Raw genomic sequence first — 15,061 nt, 5'->3', positions numbered from 1 at the left:
GTCAGGGTGCAGCTCCAGCAACTCTTCAGTCCCTCCGTCCAGCACACGCTCGATGTCATCGGCATCTTCGTGTTCGCGATCTCCGGCGCTCTGCTGGCCGTCCGGAAGAACTTCGACATCTTCGGGATGGCCGTACTCGCCGAGGTCACGGCGCTGGGCGGGGGGCTGTTCCGCGACGTGGTGATCGGGGCCGTGCCCCCGGCCGCCTTCACGGACCTCGGGTACTTCCTCACCCCGCTGCTCGCCACGCTCGTGGTCTTCTTCCTGCATCCGCACGTGGAGCGCATCCAGACCGGGGTCCTGGTCTTCGACGCGGCGGGCCTCGGCCTCTTCTGCGTCAGCGGCACGACCAAGGCGTACTCCTACGGCCTCAACCTGACCGCGTCGGCGACCCTGGGCCTCGCCACGGCGGTCGGCGGCGGTGTGCTGAGGGACGTGCTCGCCAACGAGGTCCCCTCGCTGCTGCGCTGGGACCGCGACCTGTACGCGGTCCCGGCGATCGTCGGCGCCACCATGGTGGTCCTCTGCATCCGCTACGACGTGCTGACCCCGCTCACCGGCGGGCTCGCGGTCGTCACCGCGTTCGTCCTGCGGCTGCTCGCCATGAGGTTCCACTGGCGAGCGCCGCGTGCCTGGAACCGGCGGTCGACGGTGACCGAGGAGTAGTCCCGACGGCCCCGTTCTGGGCGCCGGTGCCGTTCGCGGCGCCGCCCGGGGGTGCCCCGCGGGTCCCGGCGAGCGAGCCGTCCCCGCCCCGCGCGCGGTTCTGGCCCATCTGCAGGGTCAGCCAGCGGAACACCCCGGGGACCTGCGGACGCCACAGCGCCATGGTGTGACCGCCCGCGCTGCGCGGCAGGAACACCACGTGCACGGTCGTCGGCGCCCTGGCGACCGACCGGAGCGCCGTGCCCGCCTGGTAGCCGTCGCCGGACTCGCCGGAGAGGTAGAGGGCGATCCGGGGCGGCTCGGCCGCGTTCCGCAGCAGCAGGTAGGGGTTGTTCCGGGCGCGCAGGGCGGGGCTCTGGGCGGCCAGCGAGTTCCGCTCGCCGATCGGGTCGTTGTAGCCGGACAGGCCCACGGCGGCCCGGTAGCGGTCGGGGTGCGCCACGGCCAGCTTCACCGCGCAGTGCGCGCCGGCCGAGTAGCCGGCCACCGCCCAGCCCGAGGGCGCCGGCTGGGCGCGGAAGTTGTCCAGCACCATCCTCGGCACGTCGACGCTGAGCCAGCTGTCGGCGTTGACCTGCCCGGGGACGTTGGCGCAGCCCGGGTCGACGCCGGCCAGCAGGTTGGTGCGCGGCGCGACCAGGATGAAGGGCGCCACCCGGCCGTCGCGCATCAGCGGCAGCACCTGCTCGTGCGCCCCGAGCGCGCCGAACCAGGCCTTCGCAGAGCCGGGATAGCCCGGCAGCAGCTCCACGACCGGGAACCTGCGGTGGCGGTAGGCGGGATCGCCGTACTGGGGCGGCAGCCAGACGTAGACCTCGGCGTTCACGCCCGAGACCCGCCCGCGGAGCTGGGTGACGCGCACCTCGCCGGCCGTCCGCGCCCCGGTGCCGTCGGCCGGCCCGAAGACCTGGGCGACCCTGGGCAGCCGTTCCAGGGCGATCCCGCCGGTGCCGTCCCGGCCGAGGTCGGCGGCCCGCTGGACGTGGTCCCCGGTGCCGACGAGGTCGGCCCAGTTGTCGTACAGGCCGTTGCGGTCGTTGACCAGTACGAAGACCAGCGCGACGGCCGTGCCCTGGGCGAACAGCAGCATCAGCACCCTCGCCGCGGCACGCAGCGGCTCGGGCCCGGGCGTCCTCGACCACAGCAGGAGCGGCAGTACGAGGGCGGCCAGGGACAGCGCGACGACCGCGTAGAGGAACGGAGTCCCGGTGAGGCTCATGTCCCCATAGAGGGTGATCACCGTCCGGGGGTTGTGGACGTGTCCGGACACTTACCTGGAAATTGCCGGAATCTCACCCAGGGGGCCCTCCGGCCGGGGCCGGGTGGGCGGATCACCGGCGCTCGGCGCTCATCAAAAGCTACCGCTTAGTAATTTCCTGTTGTACCGTTCACCCATGCCAGAAGCAGCTTCCGCCCCCTTCCTGTCGCGGGCCGTGATCGGCGACAGCGAGTTCGACCGTGACACGGCGGTCACCCGGCGCGAGACCGGCGTCTACGACATCGACCTCTCGGCCGGCTGGACCATCCTCAACGCCGTCAACGGCGGCTATCTGCTGGCCGTCCTCGGCAGGGCCCTCGCGGACACCCTCCCGCACCCGGACCCCTTCACCGTCTCCGCGCACTACCTGACCGCGTCCCAGCCGGGCCCGGCGGTGGTCCGCACGCAGACCGTCCGCACCGGCCGCACCCTCTCCACGGGCCAGGCCTCGCTCCTCCAGTACGACGACGAGGGGAACGAGGTCGAGCGGATCCGCGTCCTCGCCTCCTACGGCGACCTCGCCGGCCTGCCCGACGACGTCCGCACGACGGCAGCCCCGCCGGCGATCCCGCCGATGGACCAGTGCTTCGGCCCGGAGGACGGCCCCGCGCCGGTCGAGGGCAGCTCGGCCATCGTCGACCGGCTGATGCTCAAGCTGGACCCCGCCACCCTCGGCTGGGCCCTGGGCGCGCCCTCCGGCAAGGGCGAGATGCGGGCCTGGTTCGGACTGGCCGACGGCCGCGACGCCGACCCGCTCTCGCTCCTCCTCGCGGTGGACGCGCTGCCGCCCACCGCCTTCGAGATCGGCCTCAAGGGCTGGGTGCCCACGGTGGAACTCACCGCCCACGTCCGGCACCGCCCGGCCCCCGGACCGCTGCGCGTGTCGATCACCACCCGCAACCTGGCCGGCGGCTTCCTGGAGGAGGACGCCGAGGTCTGGGACAGCGCGGACCGGCTGGTCGCCCAGTCCCGGCAGCTCGCCCGGGTCAGGCTCGGCTGAGCGGGGTGCGGCCCAGCCAGGCCGCGAGCCGCTCGTAGGCACCGGCGCCCTCGGGGGCGCCGGTACGCGCGGCGAACGGGGTGGCGGCGTCCCGGGGCCTGGAGTCGGGCAGCACCCGGCGGGCGTTGGCGAGCGAGAACTCGGCCAGCTCCGGGTCGAGTTCCCGCGGACCGCCCAGGGACTCGGCGAGGTCCCAGGTATGGGTCACGATCTCCATCACATAGCCCGACAGCGCCGCGTGGCCCGGGACCTCGCCCCACGGCACGCGCACCGTCGACACCATCCGCTCGTCGCTCTCCCAGGCCCTGAGCACCCGGGCCCTGGCCTCGTCGTAGGCCGCCGCCCAGCCGTCGTCCGCGACGCCGTCCGTGGACGGGTCGACGGCGAGCCCGTCACCGCCCTCGCCGACCACCGCGATCCGCCGGGTGCCGCCGACGACATGGCCGAGCAGGTCACGGACGTCGAACTCGGAACACGGTGTCGGCCGGGTGAGGTCCTCGGGGCGCACGGCCCTGATCAGGTCGGCCGCCTGCCCGGTGGCCCGGACGTAGTAGGGGCGCGGGTCGGTGAACTCGTTCGTCATGACATGCCTCTCCGTCGAGTCGGTACGCCGAGCATCCCCCGATAACCTGACATCCGCCGTCAACATTTGCGCGCGCCCGGACGGGACGGGATTCTGGGCGCGTGAAGTCCGACCGGCTGCTGTCGATCCTGCTGCTCCTGCAGACCCGCGGGCGTGTTCCGGCGCGCGAACTGGCCGGCCGGCTGGAGGTGTCGGTCCGCACCATCTACCGGGACGTCGAGGCCCTGTCGGCGTCCGGGGTGCCGGTGTACGCCGAACGCGGCCGGCACGGCGGCATCGAACTCCTCGCCGGCTTCCGCACCGACGTCACGGGCCTGACCGCCGACGAGTCCCGGGCGCTGTTCATCCTGGCCGCCCAGGGCGCGCACGCGGCGCTCGGCCTGGACACCGCCCTCGGCTCCGCCCTGCGCAAGGTGATGGCCGCCCTGCCGGCCCCGCACCGGCCCGCCGCCGAGGTCACCAGCCGCCGCATCCTGGTCGACGCCACCCGCTGGCTCGGCGGTCCCCAGCAGGCCGCTGACCTGGAGGCGCTGCAGGACGCGGTCTTCTCCGACCGGCGGCTGCGGCTGCGCTACCGGCACAGCGGGGACCGGGAGCCCTCCACCTACACCGTGGACCCGTACGGTCTGGTCGCCAAGGCCGGGGTCTGGTACCTGGTCGCGGACCGCCGGGGCGTGCCCCGGCTGTTCCGGGCCGACCGGGTGCGCTCGGCCCGGCCGCTGGACGACCCCGTGCGGCGGCGGCCCGGTGTCGAACTCGCCGACGCCTGGGAGGTGCTGCGCCGGCAGGTGGAGGAGCGGCCGGGGGACGGCGTCGACGTCACCGTGCGCGTGCGGCGCGAACGCCTCGACATGTTCCGGCGCATGGCCGCCGCGCAACTGACCGACGTCCCCGACGACGACGGGGTGAGCGACTGGGTCACCGCCCGGCTGTCGTACCCGGTGCTGCGCGCGGTGCGCCAACTACTGGGGTTCTCCGACCAGGTGGAGGTCCTCGGGCCGCCCGAGGCGCGCGCGGAACTGCTGCGGGCGGTCCGCTCCGTCACGGCCCTGTACCGGGAGACCGGCCCGCAGGGTGGCTGAAGTACCCGGTGAACGGCGGCATCCGCGGAGCCGTCCCTCGCGGAGCCGTCCCTCGCGGAGCCGTCCCTCGCGGAGCCGTCCCTCGTGCGGTGCGCCCGCCTCGTCCGGCCGCCCTGACGGAGGGGCGGGAGCGGCGGGCCGGGCACCGCCGGAGCGGACGGGGCGCGTCAGTCCAGCCAGTGGTGGCGTCCGACGCTGATCAGCCGGAGCTGCCGCCGGGCGAGCCGGGTGACGCGCTCCCGCTCCTCCTCCGGCGCTTCCAGGGACTCCAGGAAGAGGGAGGCGGTCATCAGCATCTGGTCGACGTAGAGGTGCGCGAGCATCCGCAGGTCGTCGTCGTTCCAGCCGCGCGCCTCCGGGTCGCCCGCCAGCTCGGCCTTCACCTCCTCGGCGAAGCGGGCCAGTTCGTCGCGGATGGCCTCGCGGACCGGCTGGACCCCGCCATGTCGCTCACGGGCGATGAAACGGACGTGCGCGGGGTACGCGTCGACGTGGCGGGCGATCAGCTCGACGGCGCGCGTGATGCGTTCCGCGCTGTCGCCGGCCGCGGACACCGTCGTCCGCACCATCGGATGCAGGCTGCCCAGCGCCTCGTCGACCAGGGCCACACCGAGGTCGGCGGTGGAGCGGAAGTGCCGGTAGAAGGCGGTCGGAGCGACCCCGACGGCGCGGGTGACCTCGCGCAGGCCGAGGCTGCTCAGACTCTGCTCCTCCAGCAGCACGAGCGCCGCGTCCAGAAACGCCTGCCGCGTCTTCTGCTTCTGGGCCTGCCGGATACCGAGGGTGTGACTCATGTCATCCAGTTAACAACTGTTCTCTGGAATTGGGAAGCCGCGAGAAGCGCTAGACTCGAAGTCAGTGAACAACTGTTACTACAACTGTTCACCGAAAATTCACAAGCGAACAACACGAGGTATCTCGGAGGGGGATCTCGTCCCATGCTGTTCCTCGTCGCCGCACTCATGCTGCTCGGTGTCGTGCTGGGCACCGTCGCCCACGCGCCGCTGACCGTCACCGCCGCCGCGGCCGCCGTCATCGCCGTCTGGCTCGGCGTCTTCGCGATCCGCGAACGCCACGGCCGCCGCCACACCTCGGCCAACTGACCGTCCGCACCGACCTCCAGGAGCTGAGCACCATGCAACTCACCGCACCGGCCTCGGGCCGCACGGAGAACCGCCCGCGCACGCGGGACGCCGACGGGATGGCCGTGGCGTCCTTCATCCTCGGCCTCCTCGGCCTGCTCGTCCTCAACATCTTCCTCGGCCCGGTCGCCATCGTCCTGGCCGCCGTCGCGCTCTGGCGCGGCACGTCCCGCCGCGGCCGTGCCTGGCTGGGCCTGACCCTGGGCGTCGCCGACCTGGCCGTCCTGGGCCTCGCGATGGACCTGTCCCACACGGTGTCCTGGAGCCTGTGAGGCGACCGGCGTGCCGCCATCGCCGCCGGCGCGTCGCCGCGGGGCCCGGCCCCGTCCCCACGCCCCGATCGAGGTGCGCCCGGGGGGAGCCGGGGGCGCCGTGAGGGCGCCGTAGAATCGGCGTCACCATGGCTTACCTCGACCACGCCGCGACGACCCCGATGCTCCCGGAGGCGGCAGAGGAACTGACCGCCCGGCTGAGCATCACGGGCAACGCCTCCTCCCTCCACGCATCCGGCCGCAGGGCCCGCCGTACCGTCGAGGAGTCCCGCGAGAGCCTGGCGGAGGCGCTGGGAGCCCGCCCCAGCGAGGTGGTGTTCACCTCGGGCGGCACCGAGGCCGACAACCTCGCGGTGAAGGGCCTGTACTGGGCCCGCAGAGCCGCCGACCCGGCCCGCACCCGGGTCCTCGCCAGCCCCGTCGAGCACCACGCCGTCCTCGACGCCGTGCACTGGCTCGGTGAGCACGAGGGTGCCACCGTCGAGTATCTTCCCGTCGACTCCCACGGCCGCGTCCACGCCGACGCGTTGCGCGACGCCATCGCCCGCGACCCCGGCAGCGTCGCCCTGGCCACCGTGATGTGGGCCAACAACGAGATCGGCACCGTCATGCCGGTCCGTGAACTGGCCGACGCCGCCGCCGAGTTCGACGTCCCCCTGCACGCCGACGCGGTCCAGGCCTTCGGGCAGGTCCCGGTCGGTTTCGCCGCCTCCGGCCTCGCCGCGCTCACCGTGTCGGGACACAAGATCGGCGGCCCGTACGGCATCGGCGCGCTGCTGCTCGGCCGGGAGTACACCCCCGTGCCCGTCCTGCACGGCGGCGGCCAGGAGCGCCATGTCCGCTCCGGAACCCTTGACGTGCCCGCCGTGGCCTCCTTCGCGGTGGCCGGCCGGCTCGCCGCCGGGCGGCGCGAGTGGTTCGCCCGGGAGGTCGGGGCCCTTCGGGATCAGTTGGTGGAGGCGGTCCGTACGGCCGTGCCGGACGCGATCCTCGGTGGCGACCCCGCCCCCGGTGGCCGGCTTCCGGCCAACGCCCACTTCAGCTTCCCCGGCTGCGAGGGCGACTCCCTGCTGCTCCTGCTGGACGCCCAGGGCATCGAGTGCTCCACCGGCTCGGCCTGCACCGCGGGCGTCGCCCAGCCCAGCCATGTGCTGCTCGCCACCGGCACCGACCCCGACCTGGCCCGCGGCACCCTGCGCTTCTCCCTGGGCCACACCTCGACGCCGGAGGACGTGGAGGCGCTCGCCAAGGCCATCGGCCCCGCGGTGGAGCGCGCGCGGGCGGCCGGGCTGAGCTGAGGGCCGGGTGTGACACCCGGGGACGCGCCACCCGGCCCGGCGCACGCCCGGCGCACGTGAAAGACCTACGAAACGGGTTCCCTTCGCCGGTATTGCCCGGATCAGGTGGCTGGGGGTCGCCTTCCGGTCCAGTCCTTGCGACCTTCCGGCCTCTCAGTCCTAGCGCCGACGTCGGCACCCGCGGAAGCCTCGTGCCTCTCGCGGAAGTCGGCTACGCCGCTGTAACTCCCTCACTCGTCCCGTAGGCCTGCCCCCAGGATAGAACTTCTCGTATCGGTCAAAAAGGGGCAGAATCTAGATTTTTTCCAGGCCCCGGCTCGCCTGCCGCACCAGCCCCATGTAGCGCTTCCAGTCCCAGTGCCGCCCCGGATCCGTGTGATCCGTCCCCGGCACCTGGGAGTGCCCGATGACGTGCTCCCGGTCGACGGGCATCCCGTAGCGCGCGCAGATCGCGGCCGTCAGCCGCGCCGAAGCGGCGTACATAGCGTCCGTGAACGACGAGGCGTCCTCCACGAAGCCCTCGTGCTCGATGCCGACACTGCGCTCGTTGTACTCCCGGTTGCCGGCGTGGAACGCCACGTCCAGCTCCCTTATGAGCTGGGTGACCCGGCCGTCCCGGCGCACGATGTAGTGCGCCGCGGCGCCGTGCGCCGGGTCCTGGAAGGCCCGCACGGCGCTCTGGTGGCCGCCCTGGGTGACATGGACGACGACGCGGTCGACGGGGTAGTCGTCCGGGCGGTCCGCCCGGCGGTAGTTCGCCGGGTCCGCCGCCGTCCAGCGCGCGCCGCGGAAGTCCACCGCCCCGGCCACCCGCGGCTTCTCCACCCCGGGCAGCCGCCACCAGAGGTGGGACAGCTCCTCCCGGGCCAGCGCGGCCGTGCCCACGGCGGCCGCCAGCCCGCCGATGAGCAGCGCCCGCCGCCCCGGCTGCCGGTCCGTGTCGGTCATGGCCACCCCCGCCTCGAGTCTGCCCCGTCCGCCGTGATCGTCAACGGACGCACGGCGGCCGGGGTTCCCGCGGCCCCGTACCCTGGAAGGGTTATGACTGAGACCCCGCAGCGCCCCCTCCGCGTCCTCGCCGCCATGTCCGGCGGCGTCGACTCCGCCGTCGCCGCCGCGCGCGCCGTGGAAGCCGGGCACGACGTCACCGGCGTCCACCTCGCGCTCTCCGCGAACCCGCAGTCCTTCCGCACCGGCGCGCGGGGCTGCTGCACCATCGAGGACTCGCGTGACGCCCGCCGCGCCGCCGACGTCATCGGCATCCCGTTCTACGTCTGGGACCTCGCCGACCGCTTCCGCGAGGACGTCGTCGAGGACTTCGTCGCCGAGTACGAGGCCGGCCGCACCCCCAACCCCTGCCTGCGCTGCAACGAGAAGATCAAGTTCGCCGCGCTGCTCGACAAGGCCCTCGCCCTCGGCTTCGACGCCGTCTGCACCGGTCACTACGCCCAGGTGATCACGCGCGAGGACGGCTCCCGCGAGCTGCACCGGGCGTCCGACACGGCCAAGGACCAGAGTTACGTCCTCGGAGTGCTGGACGAGCGACAGCTCGCCCACGCGCTGTTCCCGCTCGGCGACACGGTCACCACCAAGGACGAGATCCGCGCCGAGGCCGAGCGCCGGGGCCTCGCCGTCGCCAAGAAGCCGGACTCGCACGACATCTGCTTCATCGCCGACGGCGACACCCAGGGCTTCCTTGCCGACCGGCTCGGCAGGGCCGAGGGCGACATCGTCGACGAGTCCGGCGCGGTCGTCGGGTCCCACGAGGGCGCCTACGGCTTCACCATCGGCCAGCGCAAGGGCCTGCGGATCGGTACCCCGGCCCCCGACGGCAAGCCGCGCTACGTCCTCGACATCTCCCCGGTGAACAACACCGTGACCGTCGGCCCGGCCGCCGCCCTGGACGTCACCGCCCTGACTGCGGTCAGGCCGCGCTGGTGCGGTACCGCCCCGGCCGGCCCGGGCACCTACACCGCCCAGCTCCGGGCCCACGGCGGCGAGAGCGAGGTGCGGGCGGAACTCGCCGGCGGCACGCTCGAGGTCTCGTTCACCGAGCCGGTCAGGGGCGTCGCCCCCGGCCAGGCGATCGTGCTGTACGACGGCACCCGCGTGGTCGGCTCGGCGACGATCGCGACCACGGTGCGGGCCGAGGCCCCCGTGGCCTGAGAGCCGCTGAGGGACCGACGGCCCGGGCCTACTCCCAGTCCCAGGTCACGCCCACGTGCCCGGGGCGGATCTCGGGCTCCACGATGTGCACCGTGGCGTGCGCGTTCAGTGTGAGGTCGCCCCGGAACTCGGGCGGCGCCTGCACCGTGGGCCGCCCGAACCGGCGGCACCGCACCGGCAGCGCCGCCCGGTCGAAGGCGACCTGCAGCACGTAGGCGCCGCCCGCGTAGCTGAAACCCCGGTAGTACTCCTGGCTGGGCTCGCCGGTGCCGTCCTCGAAGCGGTACCGCAGCACCGCCGTCTCGCCCGCCGCGAGCCGCGCGTCGAACAGCAGCTCCACGGCCACCATGCCCGCCTCCTGCGCGCGGCGCACCCGTCCGACCCGGCAGTTCTCCAGGCCCACCACGCGCATCCGCCCGGTGTCGCAGCCGGTCTCGCCGCAGTGGATGGCGACGTAGCGGTCCGTGCCGTCCCGGTGCGCCCGCACCACGTGCTCGGCCTCGCGGCTGGCCAGCCGGCGCTCGGCATCGATCCGCACCCGCTCGTACTGCAGCACGGTGTGCAGCCCGCCGTCGCTCGGTGCCTCCAGCTCGGCGAGCAGCCGCTCCAGCGCCGAGTCCGGGCCGACCAGCATCCTGAACGGCCGTGCCACCGGCGGGTCGGCCGGCGCGCGCGGTCCGAGGAGCCGGGTCAGGGCGTGCTCCGGCAGCTCCAGCACCTCCTCCAGCGCGGTCACCGCCCGCAGCGACTCGGGCCGCTCGGGCCGGCGGACGCCGCGCTGCCAGTAACTCAGGCTGGTGACACCCACGCTGACGCCGCGTTGCTCCAGTCGGTGCCGCACCCGGTGCAGTGCCAGCCCGCGGGCCGTCAGCGCCGTCCGCAGGGCCAGCGCGAAGGGGCCCGTGCGCAGCGCCTCGGTGAGCCGTGCCTCCGCGTCCGGTCCGCCGGGCCGTGCTTTCACCAAGGGAGCCTCCCTACGCTCCGCCGTGAACATTCACTTCCCGGACCGCGGGCGGGCCGAGGGCGCCGTGATGCTACCAGCGGTAAGCGGCGCGGTGTTCACAGCCGTACGCGGTTCGTTCACACCGGGGCCCGGGCGGGGACGCCGGGCGTTGACCATGCGCCGTCACTCACCGATGCTCGTCCACAGGCGTCCGGGCGCGCTCCTTCCGCCCGGTCACCACCCTCTCGGCAGGGAGAAACCGCAGGTCTCCCACCGATCCCCGCCCACGCGGCAGAAGCGGCCCGGCCGCGCGGGGCGTTCCGAGGGGTGCCTGCCGGCGACGACCCCACACGCCGCCGGCGCGCACCCGGGGTGGGTCCGGGGACGGCCGCCACGGGGCCCGGACCCACCCCAGGAGACGGAGTCCGGACGGCCTCGGCAGGGGGCCGGAACCGGGGGCCTTCCCGCGGGAAGCCGTCCCCGCCCCGGCGGAACGGCTCCGGGAGGGCCCGTGCGGCCCCTCCCGGCGCACCTCGGCGGGCGGACCGGGGAGGCCATGGCGGGTGCCGGGGAGGGCCCCGGCGCGATCCGGCCCGCAGGGGAGGGCTCCAGGCCGTCCGGGCCGGTGCCGGGGGGACGGGGTCCGGGCAGTGGCCCCGGGGGGCGGGGGCTGGTCCGGGCAGTGGCCCCGGGGGGCGGGGGCTGGTCCGGGCGGCGGTCCGGGGGCGGGGACGGGTCCGGAGCACCGCCCCACCGGGCCGGACCCGTTTCCCGTCCGCACGGGCCGGCCGGTGAGGAACCCGCTCAGCCGCTGAAGAACTCCGCCAGGACCGGCGCCAGTACCTCCGGTTCCACGGCGTGGGTCTGGCCCTCGAGGGCGCGGTACGTGCCCCGGGGCACGGTCCGGGCGACCGCCTCGGCCGCCTCGCGCATCCACCCGGGGCTCGCGCCGCCCGCGACCGACAGGAGCGGCACGGAGACCGCGGCCAGCCGCTCCCCGGGCAGCACTCCGTCGCCCAGGACCGCGTCGTCGTACGCCAGACTGGGCGCGACGGACTCCATGCCGGCCCACATCGGTGACTCGCGCGCGCTGCGGATCGTCTCCTCGCCGAGGCCCGTCAGCCGCAGGAACAGCTCCACCGCGTCCCCGCGGCGGCCCTCGGAGAGCGCCGCGCGCAGACGCTCGGTGTACGCCCGCTTGCCGGCGCCGCCGTCCAGGAAGTCGGCGAACGGCACCTCGTACACGGCGGCCTGACGGACCGGCAGGCCGCTCGCCGTCGCCTCGATCACCAGCGCGCCGCCCGAGGAGACCCCGAACAGACCCGCCGCGCCGCCCACCGCGTCGATCAGCGCGGCCAGGTCCTCGACCTCGCGCTCCACCGCGTACGGCGCCGTGTCACCGCTCTCACCGCGGCCCCGGCGGTCGTAGACGACGGCCGTGCAGTGGTCCGCGAGCCGGTGCGCCAGGGGCGCCACGGTGCCACCGGTGGACATCGCGCCGCTCACCAGGATCACCGTCGGCCCCCGGCCGATCACTCGGTACGCGAGGGAGGTGCCGTCGCGGGAAGTCGTCTTCTTGTCCATGCCCGTGCAGACTGCCGCACGGGCAGGGACTCACCGGTCACGACACGTCGGTGTCGTGAAGAGTCACGTTTCTTCGACTTCCTCCACTTCGTAGAAGCACAGATGGTCCTTGATCGCGGCCACGTCCGGTTTCGGGTCCGGGTACGCCCAGACCAGGTCGGGCGCGTCCGGCAGCGACCAGTAGGAGGCGGTGCCCTTGAAGGGGCAGACGGTGTGGGTGCCGGACGGCGTCAGCAGTTCGAGCCGGACGTCCTCGGCGGGGATGTAGTACCGCACCGGACAGCCCGTCTCGCGCAGCAGCAGGGGCCGGTCGGTCTCCGCCAGCACCTGGCCGCCGTGCACCGCGCGCACGCGCCGCGCACCCTGTTCGATGGTGATCGTGTGTCCTCGGGTCATACCGGGACAGCGCCCGGGGGCCCGGACTTCTTCCCGCGTACGGTGGAGGCCATGAACGTCTGCGTCTTCCTCTCCGCCGCCGACCTCGACGAGCGCTACACCCGGCCCGCCCGCGAGTTCGCGGAACGGCTCGGCAAGGCCGGTCACACCCTGGTCTGGGGCGGCTCCGACGTCGGCCTGATGAAGGTCGTCGCCGACGGCGTGCAGGAGGCGGGCGGCAGGCTGCTGGGCGTCTCCGTGGACTTCCTCGTGGCGAAGGCGCGCCCCGGCGCCGACGAGATGGTGATCGCCGCCGACCTCGCCGAGCGCAAGAGGCTGCTGCTGGAGAAGGCCGACGCGGTGGTGATCATGGTGGGTGGCACGGGGACGCTGGACGAGGCCACCGAGATCCTCGAGCTGAAGAAGCACGGCCGCACCGACAAGCCGGTGGTGCTGCTGAACACCGCCGGTTTCTACGACGGCCTCCGGCAGCAGTTCCGCCGCATGGACGAGGAGGGCTTCCTGCCCCGTCCGCTCGCCGAGCTGATGTTCTTCGCCGAGGAGCCCGCGGACGCCCTGGCCCACCTCGAGCGGTCACCCGCCGCCTGCTGATGCGAGCATGGCGGACATGGCTACTCATGTGATCACCGGGGCCGGTTCCGGCATCGGCGCGGCCGTCGCCCGCCGTCTGCACGCGCGCGGGGACGACGTCGTCCTGCACGCGCGCGACGCGGGCCGCGCCAAGGAACTGGCGGCCGAGTTCCCCGGGGCGCGCACGCTGGTGGGCGACCTCGCCGACCCCGACAAGCTCTCCTGGGCCTTCTCCCACCAGACGCTGCCGGAACGGGTCGACTCGCTCCTGCACGTCGCCGGAGTCGTGGACCTCGGCGAGGTCGGTGAGCTGACCCCCAAGTCCTGGCGCCACCAGCTCAACGTCAACCTGATCGCCCCCGCCGAGCTGACCCGGCACTTCCTGCCCCAGCTCCGCGCCGCCCGCGGCCACGTGATCTTCGTCAACTCCGGCGCCGGCCTGAACGCCCACGCCGGCTGGTCCGCGTACGCCGCCTCCAAGCACGGCCTGAAGGCGCTGGCGGACTCCCTGCGCCAGGAGGAGCACGGCAACGGTGTGCGCGTCACCTCCGTCTACCCCGGGCGTACGGCCAGCCCCATGCAGGCCAAGGTCCACCACCAGGAGGGCAAGGAGTACGACGCCGCACGGTGGATCGACCCCGAGTCGGTGGCGACCACCATCCTGACCGCCCTGGACCTGCCGCGGGACGCGGAGATCAACGACCTGACGGTGCGTCCGGGCCGCTGACCGCCGGCCACCCGGGGCGTGACGCCGACCAGTGCCGCGCCGGCCCGGGTTCGCGCCGTCGCGGCGCCCGGCGGGCACGCTCGCCGCACCCGCCGGAAGCCCGGGACCCAGTACGGGGGCTTCCGGCGGGCACGCCGGGAGCACCCACCGCACGCCGCTCCTCGACGGGCGGACCCCGACCGGCGCGGCACCAAGGACCGTCCCGCGATCCCCGGCGGGCGCACGACGCCGGCCACGGCACCTCGCCGCGTCCTCGGACGGCCCGAACACGCCCGGTACGAGGACGGCCCTCCGCCCTGCGACGCACCGCGTCCGCCGCCGTGCACCGACCCATGGGAGATCACGGGACAGCCCTTAGGCTTCACTCCGTGGACGAGAACATTCGCTTCGGTGGGGCCACCGGGATCGGCTCGATGCCCGGCAGCGACGCCCGGGAGGCAGCCAGGACCGTCACCGGCAGCTTCGAGGACTTTCCGTTCCTGCCCGAGCTGCCCGCGCGCGGGCCCGGCGCGGACATGATCGGGCGCACCGCCGGCATGCTGGTCGAGCTGTACGCGCGCGTGGAGCCCAGCGGCTGGCGGCTCGGCGACCGGCCGGGCCGGGACACCAGCCGGGCCCGGTCATGGCTCGGGGAGGACCTCGACGCGCTGGAGGAGTTCACCCAGGGCCACCGGGGCGACCTCAAGGTGCAGGCCGTCGGGCCGTGGACCCTGGCCGCCGCCCTGGAACTGCGGAACGGGGAGGCCGCGCTGTCGGACCCGGGCGCCTGCCGCGACCTCGCCGCCTCGCTGGCGGAGGGGCTGCGGCTGCACCTCGCCGAGGTGCGGCGCCGCGTCCCCGGCGCCCGGCTCGTGCTCCAGCTCGACGAGCCCTCGCTCACCGCCGTGCTGAGCGGCCGGGTGCGGACCGCCAGCGGCTACCGCACCCACCGGGCCGTGGACCGGCAGGTCGTCGAGGCCACGCTGCGGGACGTGATCGCGGCGCACGGCGACGGCCCGGTCGCCGTCCACTCCTGCGCCCCCGACGTGCCGTTCGCCCTGCTGCGCCGGGCCGGTGCCGACGCCGTCTCCTTCGACGCCTCGCTCCTCACCGAACGTGACGACGACGCCGTGGGTGAGGCCGTGGAGGCCGGCATCCGCCTGTTCGCCGGTGTCGTGGCGGGCACGGACGGCCCGTTGTCGGACCCTGCCGGTAGCGTCATGGGTGTCAGGACGCTGTGGCGCAGGCTGGGGCTGCGCCCCGGGCTGCTCACGGAAGCGGTCACGGTCACCCCGGCATGCGGTCTCGCGGGCGCTTCTCCCGCGTACGCACGCCAGGTGCTCGCCCACTGCGTCCGGGCGGCGAGATCCCTCGCGGACAACCCAGAGTAACGGG

At 74.1% G+C, this 15,061-nt stretch carries 17 protein-coding genes; 10 read left to right on the top strand and 7 right to left on the bottom strand.

Annotated features, from left to right (window positions below; all coding sequences use genetic code 11):
- Nucleotides 1–6: 6 nt before the first annotated feature.
- Nucleotides 7–666 (top strand): trimeric intracellular cation channel family protein, encoded by a 660-nt coding sequence (locus MXD57_RS15525; RefSeq protein WP_250402018.1) that lies wholly within the window; start codon nucleotides 7–9, stop codon nucleotides 664–666.
- On the opposite strand, the gene MXD57_RS15520 is transcribed toward MXD57_RS15525, so the two are convergent.
- On the bottom strand, nucleotides 575–1,885 hold the full coding sequence (locus MXD57_RS15520; protein ID WP_250402017.1) for an alpha/beta hydrolase: 1,311 nt from the start codon (nucleotides 1,883–1,885) through the stop codon (nucleotides 575–577). The two genes, MXD57_RS15525 and MXD57_RS15520, sit on opposite strands and share 92 nt — an antisense overlap.
- A gap of 175 nt (nucleotides 1,886–2,060) precedes the next feature.
- Here MXD57_RS15520 and MXD57_RS15515 point away from each other — a divergent pair, with 175 nt between their 5' ends.
- Nucleotides 2,061–2,924: a thioesterase family protein gene (locus tag MXD57_RS15515; RefSeq protein WP_250402016.1), complete on the top strand. Its 864-nt coding sequence runs from the start codon at nucleotides 2,061–2,063 to the stop codon at nucleotides 2,922–2,924.
- On the opposite strand, the gene MXD57_RS15510 is transcribed toward MXD57_RS15515, so the two are convergent.
- Nucleotides 2,911–3,507 (bottom strand): TIGR03086 family metal-binding protein, encoded by a 597-nt coding sequence (locus tag MXD57_RS15510; RefSeq protein ID WP_250402015.1) that lies wholly within the window; start codon nucleotides 3,505–3,507, stop codon nucleotides 2,911–2,913. The genes MXD57_RS15515 and MXD57_RS15510 overlap by 14 nt on opposite strands.
- 101 nt (nucleotides 3,508–3,608) lie before the next feature.
- Here MXD57_RS15510 and MXD57_RS15505 point away from each other — a divergent pair, with 101 nt between their 5' ends.
- Entirely contained in the window at nucleotides 3,609–4,589 is a 981-nt protein-coding gene (locus MXD57_RS15505; protein ID WP_250402014.1) for a helix-turn-helix transcriptional regulator, read from the top strand.
- Between the two features lie 167 nt (nucleotides 4,590–4,756).
- Here MXD57_RS15505 and MXD57_RS15500 read toward each other — a convergent pair whose 3' ends face one another.
- A complete protein-coding gene (locus MXD57_RS15500; protein ID WP_250402013.1) occupies nucleotides 4,757–5,383 on the bottom strand; it encodes a TetR family transcriptional regulator in 627 nt (208 codons plus the stop codon).
- 144 nt (nucleotides 5,384–5,527) lie between these two features.
- On the opposite strand from MXD57_RS15500, the gene MXD57_RS15495 reads away from it, so the two are divergent.
- The 3 genes from MXD57_RS15495 (at nucleotide 5,528) to MXD57_RS15485 (ending at nucleotide 7,301) form a co-directional block, all read left to right on the top strand.
- Nucleotides 5,528–5,692 (top strand): hypothetical protein, encoded by a 165-nt coding sequence (locus MXD57_RS15495; protein WP_250402012.1) that lies wholly within the window; start codon nucleotides 5,528–5,530, stop codon nucleotides 5,690–5,692.
- A 32-nt stretch (nucleotides 5,693–5,724) separates the two neighbouring features.
- Nucleotides 5,725–6,003, top strand: a complete 279-nt coding sequence (locus tag MXD57_RS15490) for a DUF4190 domain-containing protein (protein ID WP_250402011.1) — start codon at nucleotides 5,725–5,727, stop codon at nucleotides 6,001–6,003.
- A gap of 128 nt (nucleotides 6,004–6,131) precedes the next feature.
- Entirely contained in the window at nucleotides 6,132–7,301 is a 1,170-nt protein-coding gene (locus tag MXD57_RS15485) for a cysteine desulfurase family protein (protein WP_250402010.1), read from the top strand.
- Nucleotides 7,302–7,595: 294 nt separating this feature from the next.
- Here the strand turns inward: MXD57_RS15485 and MXD57_RS15480 are convergent, their stop codons facing one another.
- Nucleotides 7,596–8,249, bottom strand: coding sequence for an N-acetylmuramoyl-L-alanine amidase (locus MXD57_RS15480; protein WP_250402009.1), 654 nt, complete (start codon nucleotides 8,247–8,249; stop codon nucleotides 7,596–7,598).
- Between the two features lie 93 nt (nucleotides 8,250–8,342).
- On the opposite strand from MXD57_RS15480, the gene mnmA reads away from it, so the two are divergent.
- Entirely contained in the window at nucleotides 8,343–9,467 is a 1,125-nt protein-coding gene (mnmA, locus tag MXD57_RS15475) for a tRNA 2-thiouridine(34) synthase MnmA (RefSeq protein WP_250402008.1), read from the top strand.
- A gap of 28 nt (nucleotides 9,468–9,495) precedes the next feature.
- On the opposite strand, the gene MXD57_RS15470 is transcribed toward mnmA, so the two are convergent.
- From MXD57_RS15470 to MXD57_RS15460, 3 genes are all read right to left on the bottom strand, one after another.
- Nucleotides 9,496–10,431 (bottom strand): hypothetical protein, encoded by a 936-nt coding sequence (locus MXD57_RS15470; protein WP_250402007.1) that lies wholly within the window; start codon nucleotides 10,429–10,431, stop codon nucleotides 9,496–9,498.
- Between the two features lie 783 nt (nucleotides 10,432–11,214).
- Nucleotides 11,215–11,994, bottom strand: coding sequence for an alpha/beta fold hydrolase (locus MXD57_RS15465; protein WP_250402006.1), 780 nt, complete (start codon nucleotides 11,992–11,994; stop codon nucleotides 11,215–11,217).
- A 63-nt stretch (nucleotides 11,995–12,057) separates the two neighbouring features.
- A complete protein-coding gene (locus tag MXD57_RS15460) occupies nucleotides 12,058–12,390 on the bottom strand; it encodes a DUF427 domain-containing protein (protein ID WP_250402005.1) in 333 nt (110 codons plus the stop codon).
- Between the two features lie 51 nt (nucleotides 12,391–12,441).
- Between MXD57_RS15460 and MXD57_RS15455 the strand changes: the two genes are divergently transcribed.
- From MXD57_RS15455 to MXD57_RS15445, 3 genes are all read left to right on the top strand, one after another.
- Nucleotides 12,442–12,981 carry a TIGR00730 family Rossman fold protein gene (locus MXD57_RS15455; protein WP_250402004.1) on the top strand — a complete coding sequence of 180 codons (540 nt, stop codon included), beginning with the start codon at nucleotides 12,442–12,444 and terminating at the stop codon, nucleotides 12,979–12,981.
- A 7-nt stretch (nucleotides 12,982–12,988) separates the two neighbouring features.
- Entirely contained in the window at nucleotides 12,989–13,687 is a 699-nt protein-coding gene (locus MXD57_RS15450; protein ID WP_250402003.1) for an SDR family oxidoreductase, read from the top strand.
- Nucleotides 13,688–14,019: 332 nt separating this feature from the next.
- Entirely contained in the window at nucleotides 14,020–15,057 is a 1,038-nt protein-coding gene (locus MXD57_RS15445) for a methionine synthase (protein ID WP_374114698.1), read from the top strand.
- Nucleotides 15,058–15,061: the final 4 nt, after the last annotated feature.

This window comes from Streptomyces cellostaticus, from assembly GCF_023630175.1.
Taxonomy (GTDB): domain Bacteria; phylum Actinomycetota; class Actinomycetes; order Streptomycetales; family Streptomycetaceae; genus Streptomyces; species Streptomyces cellostaticus_A.
Note: the sequence above shows the minus strand (reverse complement) of the source record. Positions and strands in the feature narration are given on the sequence as shown.

What these genes read in the sequence shown, in the direction of transcription:
- MXD57_RS15500 (WP_250402013.1), bottom strand. Translation starts at nt 5,383, where the DNA reads ATGAGTCACACCCTCGGTATCCGGCAGGCCCAGAAGCAGAAGACGCGG.
- mnmA (WP_250402008.1), top strand. Translation starts at nt 8,343, where the DNA reads ATGACTGAGACCCCGCAGCGCCCCCTCCGCGTCCTCGCCGCCATGTCC.
- MXD57_RS15515 (WP_250402016.1), top strand. Translation starts at nt 2,061, where the DNA reads ATGCCAGAAGCAGCTTCCGCCCCCTTCCTGTCGCGGGCCGTGATCGGC.
- MXD57_RS15520 (WP_250402017.1), bottom strand. Translation starts at nt 1,885, where the DNA reads ATGAGCCTCACCGGGACTCCGTTCCTCTACGCGGTCGTCGCGCTGTCC.
- MXD57_RS15465 (WP_250402006.1), bottom strand. Translation starts at nt 11,994, where the DNA reads ATGGACAAGAAGACGACTTCCCGCGACGGCACCTCCCTCGCGTACCGA.
- MXD57_RS15450 (WP_250402003.1), top strand. Translation starts at nt 12,989, where the DNA reads ATGGCGGACATGGCTACTCATGTGATCACCGGGGCCGGTTCCGGCATC.
- MXD57_RS15460 (WP_250402005.1), bottom strand. Translation starts at nt 12,390, where the DNA reads ATGACCCGAGGACACACGATCACCATCGAACAGGGTGCGCGGCGCGTG.
- MXD57_RS15485 (WP_250402010.1), top strand. Translation starts at nt 6,132, where the DNA reads ATGGCTTACCTCGACCACGCCGCGACGACCCCGATGCTCCCGGAGGCG.
- MXD57_RS15480 (WP_250402009.1), bottom strand. Translation starts at nt 8,249, where the DNA reads ATGACCGACACGGACCGGCAGCCGGGGCGGCGGGCGCTGCTCATCGGC.
- MXD57_RS15510 (WP_250402015.1), bottom strand. Translation starts at nt 3,507, where the DNA reads ATGACGAACGAGTTCACCGACCCGCGCCCCTACTACGTCCGGGCCACC.
- MXD57_RS15445 (WP_374114698.1), top strand. Translation starts at nt 14,020, where the DNA reads ATGGGAGATCACGGGACAGCCCTTAGGCTTCACTCCGTGGACGAGAAC.
- MXD57_RS15495 (WP_250402012.1), top strand. Translation starts at nt 5,528, where the DNA reads ATGCTGTTCCTCGTCGCCGCACTCATGCTGCTCGGTGTCGTGCTGGGC.
- MXD57_RS15455 (WP_250402004.1), top strand. Translation starts at nt 12,442, where the DNA reads ATGAACGTCTGCGTCTTCCTCTCCGCCGCCGACCTCGACGAGCGCTAC.
- MXD57_RS15490 (WP_250402011.1), top strand. Translation starts at nt 5,725, where the DNA reads ATGCAACTCACCGCACCGGCCTCGGGCCGCACGGAGAACCGCCCGCGC.